Genomic DNA, 15,992 nt, shown 5'->3' on the forward strand with positions numbered 1-15,992 from the left:
AACATGCACATAGATACCGTACGCGCTGCCTACCGCCGTTATGCCGGCGTCTACGACCTCGTCTTTGGCAAGAGCTTCGAGGCGGGGCGCCAGCAGACTCTCGACCGGATCAACGCGCGCAAGAAGCTCCGCATCCTCGAGGTCGGGGTCGGCACCGGCCTGTCCCTGCCGGACTACAATCCCGACCACACGATCGTCGGCATCGACGCGTCGGAGGAGATGCTGAACATCGCGCGCGAGCGGGTCGCCAAGAAGGGGATCCGGAACGTCGAGAGCCTGGTCGAGATGGACGCCCAGAACATGACGTTCGAGGACCAAAGCTTCGACGTGGTCGTCGCGATGTATGTGATGACCGTGGTGGAGGACCCGCAGGCCGTGATGAACGAGCTGAAGCGGGTGTGCAAGCCGGGCGGCGACATCTACATCGTCAACCACTTCTCGGCGGAGAAGGCCGGCCTGCGGCTGAAGTTCGAACGCATGATCGCCAACTTCGCCGAGCTGCTGGGCTGGCACGCCGACATGCCCATGTCGCCGCTGCTGTCCAATGCCGGGATCGAGATCGTGACGATCGCCAAGCTGCCGCCGTTCGGCATGTTCACCATGGTCCACTGCCGGAACAGCGACAACTCGGGCGGCGCGATGCTCCAGGCGGTCGGGACCTGACCGTTCACGCCCCGGCGGTTCAGGCCCTCCCGCCGACCCGGTCGCTTGGCCGGGCCGGCAGGCGGACCGGAACCGCCGCGCACGTTACTGTTACTACTGGGCCGCGACCAGCAGGATCACCATGTTCACCGCGGCGGCGGCCACCATGGTCGGCACCAGCCAGGTCGGGTGGGTGATGAACAGGGCGATGATGACCAGCAGGCCGACCAGGGCGAGCACGCCGGCGGCCAGGGGCTTCAGATAGACGTCCATTCCAGGATCTCCGTTACGGGGCAGGGGGTGCGCATGTGGGCTTGTGCGAAAGCTACACGATGCGGCCGCGCGCGGCTGTTCAAACCATGCCCCGGGCTGTGCGGCCTGTTGTCACAAGATTGACGGATTTCCGCCGGATCGCCTCCGCCGGAACCGTCGCCATCGGCGGCGGTTGATCCAGGATTACCAACGGACCTGACTGGAAGGAGCCGATGCCATGGAAGAGGCGCACCTGGTCGCTCTCTACACCCGATTCGAGACCGCCCTGCGCGTGATGGACGAGCTGGGCGCCGAAGGCTTCGGCGACGGCGCGGTCAATGTCCTGTCGCCCCACGCCGCCGGCCGGCACGGCACCGCGACCGCCGGGGACGTCCCTGCGGACCGTCCCGGACGCCATGACGTGAACGACTCCGACATCGGCCCGCTGGTCGTGATCGGCCCCTTGGCGGAACAGCTCAGGGGCAGGGAACTCATCCAGGTCCTGCGCGACCGGGGAATCCCGGTCGAGGTCGCGCAGCGCGCCGCGGAAGCGTTGCGCCGCGGCGGCTCGATCGTGGTGGTCGATACCGCCGCCTCCGGCCATGACCGGGCGCTCGCCGTGATCGACCGTCATCAGCCCGGCGGGCTGGAGACCCTGGGGACCGCCTATCTCGAGCCCGGTTGGAGCCGAGCCGACGAGGTCGCCGGGGCCGAAGGCGTGCTCGAGATCTCGGAGGACCGGCTGAACGTCAAGAAGCCGGGCGAGGATGCATCGGAATTCCGGTCCCTGGCGCCCGGATCGGAGGAACTGCGGGCGGAGAAATCCGGTGGCCGGAGTTCCGAGGCCGGAAGCGGTGAACTGCACGGCAGCCAGCCGGCGGGTCCGGACCGCTGAACGGGGTCCCGAAAGCAAGAACCCCCGCATGCTCGAGGGCAGCGGGGGTTCGATAACGGTTAAGACGTTACCACATTCCGGTGCAATACCGGATTAATTTTGGTAGCATGTGAAGTGCCGTATCGACGGCAAGCTCATGTAATCGCCGGCGGACTCATGGATTTTACTCACCCTCCAATCAATCGGCCATTGGCCTATCTTCTGGATTCTGGCCGGAGAACCGACCACGGAGAAGTTTATCCTGATCTGACGACCTCCTCGTTCTTGCTACATCTTTATGATGTGCCTTTGTCATCAAGCTGTCAAGCGGTCGCCAACACCGAAAAATGCACGCCTCGCGAAAAAAAATGAAAATCGGCTCTGGACAATGGCTCCGCGGGATCGTAGATACGCGTCCCCACGACGCGGGTGTAGCTCAGTTGGTTAGAGCGCCGGCCTGTCACGCCGGAGGCCGCGGGTTCAAGTCCCGTCACTCGCGCCATTTTCCTCCAGTGATGGTCTTCCAGCGGGAAGACCACTGGCTAGGTTTTTTTCCAAGTAGCGAAAATCCAAAGTGGTATACCGCAAGTCTATGGACTGCTGCGCGGGTCCCAGGCGCTCGTCCGTCTGCTAGCCTGACGAGGCGCGCTCTCCATGGTGGAAAGCCGTGGCGGGGGCCATTCCCGCCCAGGGATCCCTGGACCAGGGGCAGCATCAGGTATCTTCGTGTTCCGTCTCAATGAACGAAAATAGTATCCCGGCCGTGCGCGCGTCCGCGACGGCCGAGGCGGCTTCGGAATTCCCCACGTTCCGGCCGCTCGACTTGGCACGGCCCGCGCCGCGAGCGGACCAGCCGCACAGCCCTGCGGTCTCCCGGCGCTCCATGCAGGATGTCCTGGAGGATCTGCGGGCGCAGGCTGAAACCGTGCCGCGTGCCAGGGCTGCGGAGAGTCGCGATGCGCCTCCGGATCTGCCGGAACGGGCGGCGCCCGGAAGAATGCGCATTCCGCCGACTCCGCGCCGCGGCCGGATCCTGCCACTGGTCACCGGCATCACCCTGGCCGTCGCGACGACCGCGTTCATCGCCCCCGTGCCCAGGCACGGCGTGCCGACGGTGCATGTCTCCGATGATCCGAACACCGTCGTGGTCAGTTCGGTCGTTCCGGAACCGGCGGCCAGCATGGGGGCATCCGAGCCGGCGGCGGTCATGGTGGCCGAACTGGAAGACGAGCAGCCTCGTGCCGACGACTCCACGACCGACCCGCTGCCCGAACCCGAACCACTGTCCGAACCGCTGCCACAAACGCGGATTCCGGCGATGGCCGAGGACGCCCTGCTGGACCGGGGCGACCGCCTGATGGCGTTGGGAGACATCGCCTCGGCCCGGCTGCTGTTCGAGACGGCGGCATCCCAGGGCAGTGCTCGGGGCGCGCTGGCGGTCGGCCGGACGTTGGACCCGGCCTATCTCGGCTCGATCGGCGCCCGGGGCGTCGCCGGCGATCCGGAGGCCGCCGCCCTCTGGTACCGCCGGGCGGCCGACCTGGGAGAAACCTCGGCCGCCGCCCTGCTGGAGTCGCAAGGCCGGCGCTGACCGGCGTCACTCGATCAGCCGGGTCACCAGGAACAGGGTGGAGCCGACCAGGGCCGCGACGATGGTGCCGGAGATGCGGACATATTGCAGATCGCTGCCGACCGCCGTCTCGATCCGGTCCGACACCGTCCGGGCGTCCCAGCCGTGGACCACCTCGGCGATGAAGCGGCCGATGCCGCGCCGCCAGGGCGAGATCAGGTCCAGCGCCAGCCGCTCGGCCGAGGCGTTGAGGCGGGCCCGCATCGCGGGGTCCGACTCCAGCGCCGACCCCAGCGATTTCAGGCCGGTGACCAGCGCCTCGCGCGTCCGGCCCTGGGGCCGTTCCAGGTCGTCCAGAGTGATCCGGCGCACCTCGTCCCACAACCCGGCGAGCCAGGCCTGGATTTCCGGCTGGTCGAGCAGCCGGGCCTTGGCCGCCTCGACCTGGGCGCGGGTGTCGGCGTCGTCCTGGAGGTCGCGGGCCAGATCCTCGATCGCCAGCTCCATGCGGATGCGCATCGGCGAGGCCGGGTCGAGCAGCTCCTTCAGGTAGTCGTGCGCCCCGCTGCCCAGGGAGCGGGCGACCCGCCGGTCGATCGCCTTGGGGATCCACCAGCCGCTGCGCTGGCCGACCATCGCCTCCAGCCGGCCCTGGTTGCGGTCGATCAGGTCGAGCGCCCAGGCTACCGCGCGTTCCAGCAGGGGCTGGTGCTGGCCGCTGGCGACCAGCACGCCCAGCACCTTGCCGATCAGCGGCGCAACTTCGGTCCCGCGCAGCTGCTCGCCCAGCGCCCGGCCGAAGAAGTCTCGCAACTCGCGGTCCTCGATCGACCGGATCACCCCGGGCAGGGTCGCGACCAGACGGGCGGCCAGCGCCTCCGCCGTGCCCGGCGCGTTCAGCCAGCGCACCAGCCGCGCCGCCGGATCGACCGAGCGGAGCTTCGCCACCACCAGCGACGGCTCCAGGAAGTTGCGTTCGACGAAGCTGCCGAGCCCGTCGCCTATGCGGTCCTTGCTGGACGGGATGATCGCGGTATGCGGGATCGGCAGGCCCAGGGGCCGGCGGAACAGCGCGGTCACCGCGAACCAGTCCGCCAGCGCGCCGACGATCGCCGCCTCCGACGCGGCGCGCAGCAGCAGGATCCAGAATCCCGGCTCCGGCACGAAGCGCAGGGCCACGAACAGGCTGGCCGCGAACAGCAGGAGCCCGGTGGCCAGCCTCCTGTTGCGCCGGAGCAGGCGGCGCTGCGCCGCCTCGTGGTCCGTATCGGTATCCAGTCGGTCGATCAATTTGCCTCCGCGTCGGCTCTCCAACGCGGAGGGCGGAGGGAGGTTCCCCGGGGGAGCGGCCGGTCAGGCGTCGCCGGATGGCTCGGTCAGGGAAATACGGACCTCCACCACGCCCGGCTCTTCGCGGTTCTCACGCCGGGTGAAGCCCAGCTCGTGGCACATCGCCAGCATGGTGGTGTTCTCGCGCAGCACCTCGCCGAACACCTCGCCGATGCCGCGGGAACGGGCATACTCGATGATCTGGGTCATCAGGACATAGCCCAGGCCCTTGCCCTTCATGTCGCTGCGGACCATCACGGCGTATTCGGCCTTCTGGTTGTCCGGATCGGCGGCGATGCGGACGATGCCGTAGAGCTCGTCCTGGCCGTCGGCCATCTGGGCCACGGCGACCAGGGCCATCTCGCGGTCGTAGTCAATCTGGGTCAGCTTGGCGGCCATCTGGTGCGACAGGCGCTTCATCGGCGCGAAGAAGCGCAGGCGGATGTCCTCCGGGGTCATGCGCTCGAACATCCGGTGGATGATCGGCTCGTCCTCGGGCCGGATCGGGCGCAGCAGGAACTCGCGCCCGTCGTTGAGCTTGACCCGCTTCTCCAGCTTCTTCGGGTAGGGCCGGATCGCGAGCCGCCGGGATCCCGGGACGAGGGCGGGCACCGCCACCTTGATGCGGGCGTCGAGCGCCAGCACGCCGGTGTCGTCGGCCAGCAGCGGGTTGATGTCCAGCTCGACGATCTCGGCGATATCGGTGATCAGCTGGCTGACCTTGATCAGGGTCAGCGCCACCTGGTCGTTCGCGGCGGGCGGCCGGTCGCGGTAGCCCTGGAGCAGCTTCCAGACCCTGGTCCGGGACATCATCTCGCGCGCAAGGTTGGTATTGAGCGGCGGCAGTCCCAGCGCCTTGTCCTGGACCACCTCGACCGAGGTGCCGCCCTGGCCGAACAGCAGCACCGGCCCGAACAGCGGGTCGTCGGCGACGCCGACGATCAGCTCGTGGGCGCCGGGCTTGCTCGCCATGGCCTGGACGGTGAAGCCCTCGATGTCGGCATCGGGCCGCAGTGCCCGGACCCGCTCCAGCATGGCGACGGCCTTGGCGCGGACTTCCTCCGGCGTCTTGATGTGGAGCTGGACGCCGCCGATGTCGGACTTGTGGATGATATCCACGGACAGGATCTTGAGGGCCACCGGCTTGCCGATGCGGCGCGCGGCCTCGGCCGCCTCGTCCGGCGTGCCGGCCTTCAGCGTCTCGACCACCGGGATGCCGTAGGCTTCCAGGACATGCTTGGCCTCGAACTCGCTGAGCCAGCCCCTGCCGTCGGCGATCGCCGCGTCGATCACGGCGCGTGCGGCCTTCTCGTCCACCTGGAACTGCTCGGGCGTGCTGACCGGAGTCTCCATCAGCAGTTCCTGGTTCTTGCGGTAGCGCACTAGGTGCATGAAGGCGCGGACGGCCTTGCTCGGCGTCTCGTAGGTCGGGATCCGGTTGGCGGCGAACAGGTGCCGCGCCTCCTGCGCGGAGGAGTCGCCGAGCCAGCTCGTCAGGACCGGATGCTTGCGGCCCTTCAGGGCATCCACCACGGCCCGCGCCGACTCGGCGCCGTCCGCGACCGCGACCGGGCAGTTGATAACCAGGATGGCGTCATGGTTGCGGTCGCCGACCAGCGCCGCGAGGGTGTCGGCATAGCGCTTGCCCGAGGCGTCCCCGATGATGTCGATCGGGTTGCCGCGGCTCCAGGTCGGCGGCAGGACGGCGTTCAGCTTCGCCATCACGCTCTCGTCCAATCCGGCGAGGCAGCCGCCTTCCTCGATCAAGGTGTCGGTCGCCATCACGCCGATGCCGCCGCCGTTGGTCACGATCGCCAGCCGGTCGCCGGTGATCTGCACGCCCATGGCGAGCGTCTCGACGGCGTCGAACAGCTCGTCCAGCTCGACCACGCGCAGCATGCCGGCGCGCCGGAAGGCCGCGTCGTAGACGTCGTCATGGCCGGCCAGCGCCCCGGTGTGGGAGCTGGCGGCCTTCGCCGCCTCGTCGGTGCGGCCCGAGCGGATCACGATGACCGGCTTCTGGCGCGCCGCGGCACGGGCCGCCGACATGAACTTGCGGGCGTGGGTGATCGCCTCGACATAGAGGCAGATGGCGCGGGTGTTGTAGTCGGCCGCCATGTAGTCGAGCAGGTCGCCGAAATCCACGTCGGCCATGCCGCCCAGGGAGATCAGGTGGCTGAAGCCGACATTTCGGCTGGTCGCCCAGTCCGCGATGGAGGTCACGACGGCGCCGGACTGGGCGATCAGCGCGATGTCGCCCTTGATGGGATTCACGTGGGCGAAGCTGGCGTTGATGCCGCGCCCGGGCACCATGACGCCCAGGCAGTTCGGCCCGGCGATCCGCATCAGGTGGGGGCGCGCTGCGTCCAGGACGCGCTGCTGGAGGGCCTTGCCCTCCGGTCCCAGCTCGCCGAAGCCGGCGGTGATGACGATCGCCGCCTTGGTGCCGCGCTCGCCCAGCCGGCGGACCAGGTCGGGGACCGTGTCGGGCGGGGTGCAGATCACCGCGAGGTCCGGGGTGATCGGCAACGATTCGACCGTGGGATAGCACAGCACGCCCTCGATCGACCGCTCGTGCGGGTTGACCGGCATCACCGGCCCGTCGAAACCGGCGTTGAACAGGTTTCGGGCCACGACCGCGCCGATGGATTTCGGCTGGCGGCTGGCGCCGATCAGGGCGATCGACGTGGGCTTCAGCAGGGCTTCGAGATTGCGAACGGTCATGGCCGGTCCCGGATCGTGATCAAGCCATCCGGCCCCGGCGCCGACAACCGGCCGGCGGGACGGAGGTCTCTTTGATGCGGGGCACCATACCCGCGCGGGACCATCCCGACAATTCAAGGTTCCGGGGGGCGGGTGCGGTATTACGCCCCAAGCAGCTCCCGGTAGAGGCCGGCGGTGGCTTCGTCGAAGCAGACGAACCGGACTTCGGCGATCCCGGGCAGGCCGGCCAGCGTGCCGACCACGGTATCGACCGCGATGCGCGCCGCGCGCCCGGGGGGAAAGCCGTAGATGCCGGTGCTGATGGCGGGAAAGGCGATGGTCGCGAGCCCGTGACCGTCCGCGAGCAGCAGGGCCGAACGGTAGCAGCCGGCGAGCGCCGCGTCCTCGCCCGCGGAACCGCCGCGCCAGACCGGCCCGACGCAGTGGATCAGCCTCGACGCGGGAAGGCCGTAGGCGCCGCTGATCCGGCATTCGCCGGTGGGGCAGCCGCCGATTCCGTCCAGCTCCCGCTGGAGCTCGGGGCCGGCCGCCCGGTGGATCGCGCCGTCGACGCCGCCGCCGCGCTTGAGGGCGCTGTTGGCGGCGTTGACGATCGCATCCACCCGGCAGAGGGTGATATCGCCCCGCAGGACGGTCACCCGGTCGATCGCCCGGGATCCGGTCACCCTTCGGCGTTATACTTGTCGATCGACTGCTGGATGATCTTGGCGGCCTCCTCGGCGTCGCCCCAGCGCTTGATCTTGACCCACTTGCCCTTTTCCAGGTCCTTGTAGTGCTGGAAGAAGTGCGCGATCTGGTCGAGCAGGATCTCGGGCAGGTCCTTGTAGGACTTCACGTCGCTGTAGAACGGGTGCAGCTTGTTGACCGGAACCGCGAGGACCTTCTCGTCCTGGCCGGCCTCGTCCTCCATGATCAGCACGCCGATCGGCCGCGACCGCAGGACGGCGCCCGGCTGGATCGGCCGGCGGCCGACCACCAGCATGTCGCACGGATCGCCGTCGTCGGACAGGGTGTGCGGGATGAAACCGTAGTTGCACGGATAGTACATGGCCGTGTGCAGGAACCGGTCGACGAACAGCGCGCCGCTTTCCTTGTCGACTTCATACTTGATCGGCTCGCCGCCCATCGGGATTTCGATGATGACGTTGACGTCCCACGGTGCGTCGTTGCCCACTGGGATCTTCGAGATATCCATGAACTTTTCCCTCGGTTCCGATCGGTTGCGCCCGTTTGGCGCGGCCCCGACCGCGCCGGCTCTTCCACCAGGTTTCTGGCACCGGGCTTGCGGCGCGTGCCGGAGTTTAGCGTAGAGACCATAAACCGGCCATACTTGCAAATAGGCGCATCGTCACGGCTCCTATTGGTCGCACCCCTTGAGTGCTGCTTCCTTGGTAGCCGCTCTTTGGTGGAGTCCGGCCGGTCGATCCAGCTTGCGCGCGGGCGGCCGGATGCCGACACTCGCCGCCCATGTATGGAATTCCGATCCGCCGCCTGCTGGCGGTCCTCCTCGTCCCGGCCTTCCTTGCCGCCGCGCCTGCCGCCGGGCTCGCCGCTGCGGACGAGGCGCGTCCGGCCCACGCCATCGCCATGCACGGCGATCCGCGCTATCCCGCCGGGTTCGACCATTTCGACTATGCCGACCCTGCGGCGCCCAAGGGGGGCGTCTTCCGCAACGCCGCCGGGGGCACCTTCGACACGCTCAATCCCTTCATCGTCCGCGGCCGCGCAGCGCTGGGGCTGGGCTATGTGACGGAAAGCCTGATGCAGCGGAGCTGGGACGAGCCGTTCTCGCTCTATGGGCTGATCGCCGAGTCCGTCACGGTGCCGGAGGACCGGTCGTGGGTGGAGTTCACCCTGAACCCATCGGCGCGCTGGCACGACGGCGTGCCGATCACGCCGGCCGACGTGCTGTTCTCGTGGCGTACCCTGCGCGACCATGGCCGGCCCAACCACCGCAGCTACTATGCGCGGGTGTCACACGCCGCCCGGACCGGCGAGCGGAGCGTGCGCTTCACCTTCGCCCAGGGTACCGGGGACATCGATCGGGAAATGGCCCTGATCATGGGCCTGATGCCCATCCTGCCGGAACATTACTGGAAGGACCGCGAGTTCGACCGGACCACGCTGGAGCCGCCGCTGGGCAGCGGGCCGTACCGGGTCGCGCGGTTCGAGCCGGGGCGCTCGATCGCCTACGAGCGGGTGCCGGACTATTGGGGCCGCGACCTCGGCGTCAACCGAGGCCAGTACAATTTCGACGAGATCCGCTATGACTATTACCGTGACGACAGCGTGGCGCTGGAGGCGTTCAAGGCCGGAGCCTACGATTTCCGGCGCGAGACCGACCCGGCCAAATGGGCGACCGGCTATGATTTCCCGGCCGCGCGCGACGGGCGGGTCACGCTGGAACGGTTGCCTCACGGCCGGCCGGAGCCGATGCGCGGCCTGATCTTCAACACCCGGCGCCCCGCGTTCGCCGACCCGAAGGTGCGCGAGGCGCTGGGCTACGCGCTCGACTTCGACTGGATCAACCGCACCCTGTTCCACGGGGCCTATCGCCGGACGGCCAGCTACTACCCCAATTCCGAGCTGGCGGCCGCCGGTCCGCCGGGGCCGGCCGAACTGGCGGTGATGGAGCCGCTGCGACGCCACCTGCCCGCCGAGGCGTTCGGACCCGCCTATACCCCGCCCGCGACCGACGGAAGCGGACCGGCGGGACTGCGCGCCAACCTGCGCCGGGGCCAGGAATTGCTGGCCGAAGCGGGCTGGACCGTCCGGGACGGCCGTCTGGTCGATGCCGGCGGCGCCCCCCTGGAGTTCGAGATCCTGCTGGTATCGCCGGGAGACGAGAAGGTGGCACTGGAATATGCCAGGGCGCTGCGGCGCATCGGGGTTTCGGCGCGCGTCCGTACCGTGGACAGCGCCCAGTACCAGGCCCGGTTGGAGAGTTTCGACTTCGACATGACGCTGAACCGCTGGACCTCCACCCTGTCGCCCGGCAACGAGCAGCTCTTTTACTGGGGCAGCGACGCGGCCGGCCAGGAGGGCAGCCGGAACTACGCCGGCATCCGCAGCCCGGCGGTAGACGCGCTGGCGCGGGGGCTGGGCACGGCCCGGGACCGGGCCGACCTGGTCGCCCGGGTCCGGGCGCTGGACCGGGCGCTGACCTGGGGACACTATGCCGTTCCGCTCTACCACCTGCCGGACGACCGGGTCGCCTACTGGTCCCGGCTCCGCCGGCCGGCGGTGACCCCGGTCTACGGCATGGTGATCGACGCTTGGTGGATCGGGGAGTAGGGACATATCGGGAGCATCACGGCCCGCGGGTTCGAGTTCTGACGAACTATCGACTGTCACCGTACTGTCAAACCGGATAAGAGTTGCCCTTCGGCCCCGCTGACATCGTCCCCAGCTGCTCTCGCCCCGGCGAACCCGGACAGATTCGAGTTCAAGCCTGCCATGAAGCAACGCCTTCAGATCGCTGTCCTCGCCACGGCCGTCCTGCTGCCGCTCCTGGCGTTCTCCAGCGCCATGGTCGTGCTGTTCGACCGCCAGCAGAAGGAGACGGTCGAGCACATGCTCAACCACGCCGCCGCGGCACTCGAGGATGCGCTGGACCGCGAACTCGTGTCCAACATCGCGGGGCTGGAGTCGCTGGCGACCTCCATCCATCTCGACGACAACGACATCGTCGGTTTCGCGGTGGTGGCGCGCCGGCTGCTGGAAAGCCGTGGGAACTGGCTATCGTTGCGGCTGCTGCGGGCCGGCGACGGAACCGTGCTGCTGACTTTGCCCGCCGGGGGCGGCATGGACGCGACGACTTCGCCGCCGTCGCCCGAAATGGTCCGCGATGTCGTGACGGCAAGGTTGCCGATGGTGAGCGAGGTCCGGCATGACTCGCAAGGCGAGCCCTTCGTCTCGATCGTGGTTCCGGTGCTGCGGAACGGTACGGCCGTTTATGCCCTGTCGGCTGCGTTGCGCAACCGGGCGCTCAGCGCGGCGCTGGGCGGGCCGACGATGCCGGCCGACTGGCTCGGCGCGGCCCTCGACACCGAGCGGGTGATCCTCGCCCGGACCCGCAGGCAAGAGGAATTCGTCGGAAAGCCGGTGACGGAGTCCCTCCGGCAGCGGATCGACCAGGATGACCGGACCTTCTTCTTCGCTCGCACCAAGGAGGGCGAGGAGGTTTACAGCGCCTTCGTCACGTCGGCCTCGACCGGCTGGACCGTCGTCGTGGCGGCGCCCGGCGAAACGGTGGCCGGCCCCATGCGCCGGTCGCTCATGGCGGTGGCCGGCGGCGGCCTCCTCGCGCTGGTCGCCACCGTCGGGCTCGGCGCGCTGCTGGTCGGCAACGCCAGCCGCCGGCATGCCATGGAGCGCAGGCTGCTGGCGCTGGAGGGCGAGCGGATGGCTGAACGCCGGCTCGCCGACGTGGCGGCCAACCTGCCCGGCGTGATCTTCCGGCGGGTCCGCGACCCCGATGGCGCGATACGCTATCCCTATCTGAGCGCGGGGCTGAACAGCCTTGCCGGAGAGGTGCCGGAAGCACCGCCGGGCGCCGACGAGCTGGAGCAGCTGATCCACCCCGAGGACCGCGACGGCTGGCGGGAAGTCTTCCGGCCGGCCGAGGGCGGCATCCGGCCACAAGCTCCGGAAGCGCCACCTCTCCAAGCTCGGCACCTGGAGGCCAGGATCGGCCCGGCCGCCGGACCGGTCCGCTGGGTCCGCGTCATGGCGCGCCCCGTGCTGACCGGCGAAAACGAGACGGCCTGGGACGGCGTCGCCCTGGACGTGACCGACCTGAAGGAAACCCAGCACCGCCTGGCCGCCTCGCTGGCCGAGAGCCAGGAGCTGCTTCAGGAGGTGCATCACCGTGTCAAGAATAACCTTCAGGTTGTTTGGAGCCTGATCCAGCTCGAGGCGATGCAGATTGAGGATCGGGAGGCCCGCGACCGGATGGAGATCATCGGGCAGCGGATCGGCGTCATGGGCAGGATCCACGAGCAGGTCTATGCCTCGAAGGAATTCTCCCGGATCGACTTCGATCGCCAGCTGCGCGGGCTATGCGATACCCTGGCCCGCACCTTCGGCGACTCTCCCGGGATCAAGCTGGAGGTTTCGGGCGACCCCCTGTTCTGCCACCTGGAAACGGCCATTCCCCTGGGGCTGATCGCCAACGAGCTTGTGGCGAACGCCTTCAAGCATGCCTTCCCCGGCGGCAGTGGAACGATCCGCGTCAGCTTGCGCGCCGAAGGCGACGGCGCCGTGCTCGAGATTTCGGACGACGGCGTCGGCATGTCCGGCGCCAATACCGACCGCGGCCTGGGTCTCAGGCTTGTCAAGGGGCTGATCCGGCAGATCGGGGCGACCATGCGGACCGGGTCCGGCGACGCCGGAACGGCCGGGGCCGCTGATGCCGGTGGCGGAATCGGGGGAACCCATGTCACAATCTCGATCCCGGGACCCTGGTATGCCCGATGACGGAAATTATTTTGTCGAACGGACAGGCGAACCCACTTTAGAAACAGTTTAGTCTAGAGCGCTAGTCCGCAGAAAATCGAGGAACCCATGCCCACGCGCCTGGAAGAACTGTGCGTCCAAAAAGGTCTGAAGATGACGGAGCAGCGCCGGGTGATCTCCCGGGTGCTTTCCGAATCGACCGACCATCCCGATGTCGAGCAGGTCTACCGTCGTGCCGTCGAGATAGATCCCAAGATCAGCATCGCCACCGTTTATCGTACCGTGCGCCTGTTCGAAGAGGCGAACGTCATCGAGCGGCTGGATTTCGGCGACGGCCGGTCGCGGTTCGAGGAAAATCGGGAGGAACACCACCACCACCTGATCGATCTCCAGTCCGGCGAGGTGATCGAGTTCGTCAACGAGGAGATCGAGCGGCTGAAGGAGCGGATCGCCCGGGATCTCGGCTATGAACTGATCGGGCATCGGCTGGAGCTCTACGGCGTCCCGACGAACCGGGCGTCCAAGCCCGGCGGCGACAAGTGACACCGGGTTCAGCGATTTTCAGGCAATGAGTTCCAGGCGCACATGACAAGCATTCCGCCCGAAGGATCCGGCGGAAAGGCCGAGGCCTGCATGCCGGCGGTCGTCCGAGCCTATCGGGAGCTTCGTGGAAAAGGGCAGCCCGACCGCTTCGCGTTCGAAGCCGCCCTGACCATCTATCTCTGGCATTGCCCCCTGGTCCCGACCCTGGAAGCGAGCCAGATCGTCGCCGGATGGGTCCGGGAAAGAGTCACCCACTAAGGGGGCGCCGGGCTTCAGGCGCACCCCGCTCCGGACGTGGCGGGAACCATGGCGCCCCGGTCAGTCCTCTTCCTCGGCATCCTGCTCGATCTGGCTGGCCAAGTCGCGCAGCATGTCGACCACGTCGGCGTGGCTGGTCTCCTCGACCGCCTGGTTGACCGCGGCCTCGATCATGGCGACGGCGACATAGGAGGACAGCGGCCCGCCTTCCTTCATCGCCGCCTCGAGGTGCTTCTCGGCGATGTCGAGCGCCTTGTCGAACATGGCTTCGGCAGGGCTGTTGTTCTGGTCGGTCATTTCAGGATCCCCTTGGGGCGTGGTGGTCGCGTATGGTGATGGGTCGATGTGCGAGCTATAGCATTCCGGATCGAAAGGCGCGTGGCAAATATGCCCCGCGCCGCGGCACCGGCTTCCCTTGCGATAACGAACGAAAACCCGCTTTGCTGCATCCCGGGAATGGCCGGAGCGGAAGCGGTCCCGCCGGGTGGAAGCTCCGGATCGCCGCCAGGCCCCGATAGGCGGACCCTGATCGCAGACAGACCCTGACCAAAGGCAGACCGAGGATGAATGACATGGCAGATACGGAAACTCCGGAAGCGACCAGCCCGGACTTCTACCGGTACTGGATCGACGAGACCGTCCGTTTCGCCGACCTGGACCCCGTCGGGCACGTCAACAACGCCGCCATCAGCACCTATTTCGAGAGCGCCCGGGTGGCGCTATTCCATGATTCCGGCAATTCGCCGGTATCGGGTCCGCGATCGGTCGTGATCGCGCGGCTCACCATCGATTTCCGGGCCGAGCTGCATTATCCCGACCGGATCCGGATCGGCCTGCGGGTGACCCGGTTCGGCCGTTCGTCGCTGACGCTGGCCGGCGCGGTGTTCCGGGACGATACCTGCATCGCGACCAGCGAGGCGATCTGCGTGATCATCGACGTGGCCGAGCGCCGCTCGGTCGAAATCCCGGCCGACGTCCGCGCGCGCCTGACCGCGCTGGCCGGCTGATCCATGGAGCGCCGACCGCAGCGGCGGCACCAGCGCAAGAAGCCCGCGCCCGGCGGCGGCGCTCCGGTGACGCTCGAGATACGGGAAATCGGCGCGCGCGGCGATGGCCTCGCCGAGCATGCCGGACGCCGGGTGTACGTGCCGCTGACGGTGGCCGGCGACCGCGTCCGCGCGGCCCTCGGCGAGCCGCGCGGGGACGGAGTCGCCGCCACCCTGCTGGAGGTGGCGGAACCCGGCCCGGACCGCGCGGTCCCGCCCTGCCGCCATTTCGGCACCTGCGGCGGCTGCGCGCTCCAGCATCTGGAGGATGCGGCCTATGGCGCCTGGAAGCGCTCCCAGGTATCGGCCGCGCTGGCCCGCGCCGGGCTTGCCGGCGCCGAGGTTGCGCCGACCGTCCGGACCCCCGCGGCGAGTCGCCGGCGCGCCACTTTCGCGGCGGCCAGGCGCGGCGGCCGATGCGTCCTGGGCTTCAACGAGCGGTCGAGCCACCGGATCGCCGCGGTGACCGGCTGCCTTGTGGTCGAGCCGGCGATCCTGGACCTGCTGGCTCCGCTCGAAGCCCTACTCTGCGCCATCCTGCCTGACGGCGGCACGGCCGATGTCGCCGTGGCGGTGCTGGACGGCGGCATCGACCTGCTGCTGACCGGCGGCCCGGAACCCGGGCTGGATGCGCGGGAGCACATGGCCGCCTTCGCGGAGACCAACGACATCGGCCGCCTGTCATGGCGCCGATCCGCCACGGCCGAGGTGGAGCCGATCGCCGCCCGCCGGGCGCTCCATGCCCGGTTCGGCGGGGTCGCCGTTCCGGTGGGGCCCGGGGCCTTCCTTCAGGCGAGCGCCGCGGGCGAGGCGGCACTGGTCGAGGCAGTGCTGGCAGGGGTCGGCCCCACCGCCCGCGTCGCCGACCTGTTCGCCGGGCTCGGCACCTTCACCTTTCCCCTGGCCTCGCGACCCGTCCCGGGGACCGCCGTCTACGCGGTAGAGGGCGATGCCGCGGCCCACGGGGCGCTGGTGGCCGCCGGCCGGGGGCGGGCGGGCGTGACGGCGGAGCGCCGCGACCTCTTCGCCGATCCTTTGGAGGCCGAAGAGCTTTCCCGCTTCGATGCGGTGGTCTTCGATCCGCCGCGCGCCGGCGCCCGCGCCCAGTCGGTCCAACTCGCCGCGTCGGCCGTCCCCACGGTGGTCGGCGTGTCCTGCAACCCGGCGACATTCGCGCGCGACGCCCGCACGCTGGTCGATGGCGGCTATCGACTGGAGCGGGTCACGCCGGTCGACCAGTTCCTCTGGTCGTCCCATGTCGAGCTGGTCGGGGTGTTCCGGCGGTAGGGCAACCGCT

15 protein-coding genes and 1 tRNA gene are annotated in these 15,992 nt (G+C 68.8%); 10 read left to right on the forward strand and 6 right to left on the reverse strand.

Annotated elements, in window-relative coordinates; genetic code table 11:
* Nucleotides 1-3 precede the first annotated feature (3 nt).
* Nucleotides 4-663, forward strand: coding sequence for a class I SAM-dependent methyltransferase (locus JL100_RS00105; protein ID WP_202680996.1), 660 nt, complete (start codon nt 4-6; stop codon nt 661-663).
* 93 nt (nt 664-756) lie between these two features.
* Here JL100_RS00105 and JL100_RS00110 read toward each other — a convergent pair whose 3' ends face one another.
* Nucleotides 757-915, reverse strand: a complete 159-nt coding sequence (locus JL100_RS00110) for a hypothetical protein (protein WP_202680997.1) — start codon at nt 913-915, stop codon at nt 757-759.
* 217 nt (nt 916-1,132) lie between these two features.
* Between JL100_RS00110 and JL100_RS00115 the strand changes: the two genes are divergently transcribed.
* The 3 genes from JL100_RS00115 (at nt 1,133) to JL100_RS00125 (ending at nt 3,359) form a co-directional block, all read left to right on the forward strand.
* The gene (locus JL100_RS00115; RefSeq protein WP_202680998.1) at nt 1,133-1,789 is read left to right on the forward strand and encodes a hypothetical protein; all 657 of its coding nucleotides are present in this window, start codon (nt 1,133-1,135) and stop codon (nt 1,787-1,789) included.
* Nucleotides 1,790-2,193: 404 nt separating this feature from the next.
* A tRNA-Asp gene (locus JL100_RS00120) sits at nt 2,194-2,270 on the forward strand.
* Nucleotides 2,271-2,507: 237 nt separating this feature from the next.
* A complete protein-coding gene (locus JL100_RS00125; RefSeq protein ID WP_202680999.1) occupies nt 2,508-3,359 on the forward strand; it encodes a hypothetical protein in 852 nt (283 codons plus the stop codon).
* 6 nt (nt 3,360-3,365) lie between these two features.
* On the opposite strand, the gene JL100_RS00130 is transcribed toward JL100_RS00125, so the two are convergent.
* From JL100_RS00130 to ppa, 4 genes are all read right to left on the reverse strand, one after another.
* Nucleotides 3,366-4,628, reverse strand: coding sequence for a DUF445 domain-containing protein (locus JL100_RS00130; RefSeq protein ID WP_202681003.1), 1,263 nt, complete (start codon nt 4,626-4,628; stop codon nt 3,366-3,368).
* A gap of 63 nt (nt 4,629-4,691) precedes the next feature.
* A complete protein-coding gene (locus tag JL100_RS00135) occupies nt 4,692-7,391 on the reverse strand; it encodes a bifunctional acetate--CoA ligase family protein/GNAT family N-acetyltransferase (protein WP_202681006.1) in 2,700 nt (899 codons plus the stop codon).
* Between the two features lie 140 nt (nt 7,392-7,531).
* Complete coding sequence (locus JL100_RS00140) at nt 7,532-8,056, reverse strand: macro domain-containing protein (protein WP_228420980.1); 525 nt, start codon at nt 8,054-8,056, stop codon at nt 7,532-7,534.
* Nucleotides 8,053-8,586 carry an inorganic diphosphatase gene (gene ppa, locus JL100_RS00145; RefSeq protein WP_202681008.1) on the reverse strand — a complete coding sequence of 178 codons (534 nt, stop codon included), beginning with the start codon at nt 8,584-8,586 and terminating at the stop codon, nt 8,053-8,055. The genes JL100_RS00140 and ppa overlap by 4 nt, the downstream gene beginning before the upstream one ends.
* Before the next feature lie 272 nt (nt 8,587-8,858).
* Here ppa and JL100_RS00150 point away from each other — a divergent pair, with 272 nt between their 5' ends.
* The 4 genes from JL100_RS00150 (at nt 8,859) to JL100_RS00165 (ending at nt 13,649) form a co-directional block, all read left to right on the forward strand.
* Nucleotides 8,859-10,685 (forward strand): extracellular solute-binding protein, encoded by a 1,827-nt coding sequence (locus tag JL100_RS00150; protein ID WP_202681010.1) that lies wholly within the window; start codon nt 8,859-8,861, stop codon nt 10,683-10,685.
* 162 nt (nt 10,686-10,847) lie between these two features.
* Complete coding sequence (locus tag JL100_RS00155) at nt 10,848-12,869, forward strand: sensor histidine kinase (protein ID WP_202681012.1); 2,022 nt, start codon at nt 10,848-10,850, stop codon at nt 12,867-12,869.
* An 87-nt stretch (nt 12,870-12,956) separates the two neighbouring features.
* The gene (locus JL100_RS00160) at nt 12,957-13,391 is read left to right on the forward strand and encodes a Fur family transcriptional regulator (protein WP_202681014.1); all 435 of its coding nucleotides are present in this window, start codon (nt 12,957-12,959) and stop codon (nt 13,389-13,391) included.
* A 42-nt stretch (nt 13,392-13,433) separates the two neighbouring features.
* Nucleotides 13,434-13,649, forward strand: coding sequence for a hypothetical protein (locus JL100_RS00165; RefSeq protein ID WP_202681217.1), 216 nt, complete (start codon nt 13,434-13,436; stop codon nt 13,647-13,649).
* Between the two features lie 60 nt (nt 13,650-13,709).
* Here JL100_RS00165 and JL100_RS00170 read toward each other — a convergent pair whose 3' ends face one another.
* Nucleotides 13,710-13,946, reverse strand: a complete 237-nt coding sequence (locus tag JL100_RS00170) for a hypothetical protein (protein WP_158043355.1) — start codon at nt 13,944-13,946, stop codon at nt 13,710-13,712.
* 275 nt (nt 13,947-14,221) lie between these two features.
* Here JL100_RS00170 and JL100_RS00175 point away from each other — a divergent pair, with 275 nt between their 5' ends.
* Together JL100_RS00175 and JL100_RS00180 are read left to right on the forward strand one after the other, a co-directional pair.
* Nucleotides 14,222-14,656: an acyl-CoA thioesterase gene (locus tag JL100_RS00175; RefSeq protein WP_202681016.1), complete on the forward strand. Its 435-nt coding sequence runs from the start codon at nt 14,222-14,224 to the stop codon at nt 14,654-14,656.
* A gap of 3 nt (nt 14,657-14,659) precedes the next feature.
* Nucleotides 14,660-15,982, forward strand: coding sequence for a class I SAM-dependent RNA methyltransferase (locus JL100_RS00180; protein WP_202681019.1), 1,323 nt, complete (start codon nt 14,660-14,662; stop codon nt 15,980-15,982).
* Nucleotides 15,983-15,992: the final 10 nt, after the last annotated feature.

This window comes from Skermanella mucosa, assembly GCF_016765655.2.
GTDB classification, from domain to species: Bacteria; Pseudomonadota; Alphaproteobacteria; order Azospirillales; family Azospirillaceae; genus Skermanella; species Skermanella mucosa.

What these genes read in the sequence shown, in the direction of transcription:
- JL100_RS00105 (WP_202680996.1), top strand. Translation starts at nt 4, where the DNA reads ATGCACATAGATACCGTACGCGCTGCCTACCGCCGTTATGCCGGCGTC.
- JL100_RS00110 (WP_202680997.1), bottom strand. Translation starts at nt 915, where the DNA reads ATGGACGTCTATCTGAAGCCCCTGGCCGCCGGCGTGCTCGCCCTGGTC.
- JL100_RS00115 (WP_202680998.1), top strand. Translation starts at nt 1,133, where the DNA reads ATGGAAGAGGCGCACCTGGTCGCTCTCTACACCCGATTCGAGACCGCC.
- JL100_RS00125 (WP_202680999.1), top strand. Translation starts at nt 2,508, where the DNA reads ATGAACGAAAATAGTATCCCGGCCGTGCGCGCGTCCGCGACGGCCGAG.
- JL100_RS00135 (WP_202681006.1), bottom strand. Translation starts at nt 7,391, where the DNA reads ATGACCGTTCGCAATCTCGAAGCCCTGCTGAAGCCCACGTCGATCGCC.
- ppa (WP_202681008.1), bottom strand. Translation starts at nt 8,586, where the DNA reads ATGGATATCTCGAAGATCCCAGTGGGCAACGACGCACCGTGGGACGTC.
- JL100_RS00150 (WP_202681010.1), top strand. Translation starts at nt 8,859, where the DNA reads ATGTATGGAATTCCGATCCGCCGCCTGCTGGCGGTCCTCCTCGTCCCG.
- JL100_RS00155 (WP_202681012.1), top strand. Translation starts at nt 10,848, where the DNA reads ATGAAGCAACGCCTTCAGATCGCTGTCCTCGCCACGGCCGTCCTGCTG.
- JL100_RS00160 (WP_202681014.1), top strand. Translation starts at nt 12,957, where the DNA reads ATGCCCACGCGCCTGGAAGAACTGTGCGTCCAAAAAGGTCTGAAGATG.
- JL100_RS00165 (WP_202681217.1), top strand. Translation starts at nt 13,434, where the DNA reads ATGACAAGCATTCCGCCCGAAGGATCCGGCGGAAAGGCCGAGGCCTGC.
- JL100_RS00170 (WP_158043355.1), bottom strand. Translation starts at nt 13,946, where the DNA reads ATGACCGACCAGAACAACAGCCCTGCCGAAGCCATGTTCGACAAGGCG.
- JL100_RS00175 (WP_202681016.1), top strand. Translation starts at nt 14,222, where the DNA reads ATGGCAGATACGGAAACTCCGGAAGCGACCAGCCCGGACTTCTACCGG.
- JL100_RS00180 (WP_202681019.1), top strand. Translation starts at nt 14,660, where the DNA reads ATGGAGCGCCGACCGCAGCGGCGGCACCAGCGCAAGAAGCCCGCGCCC.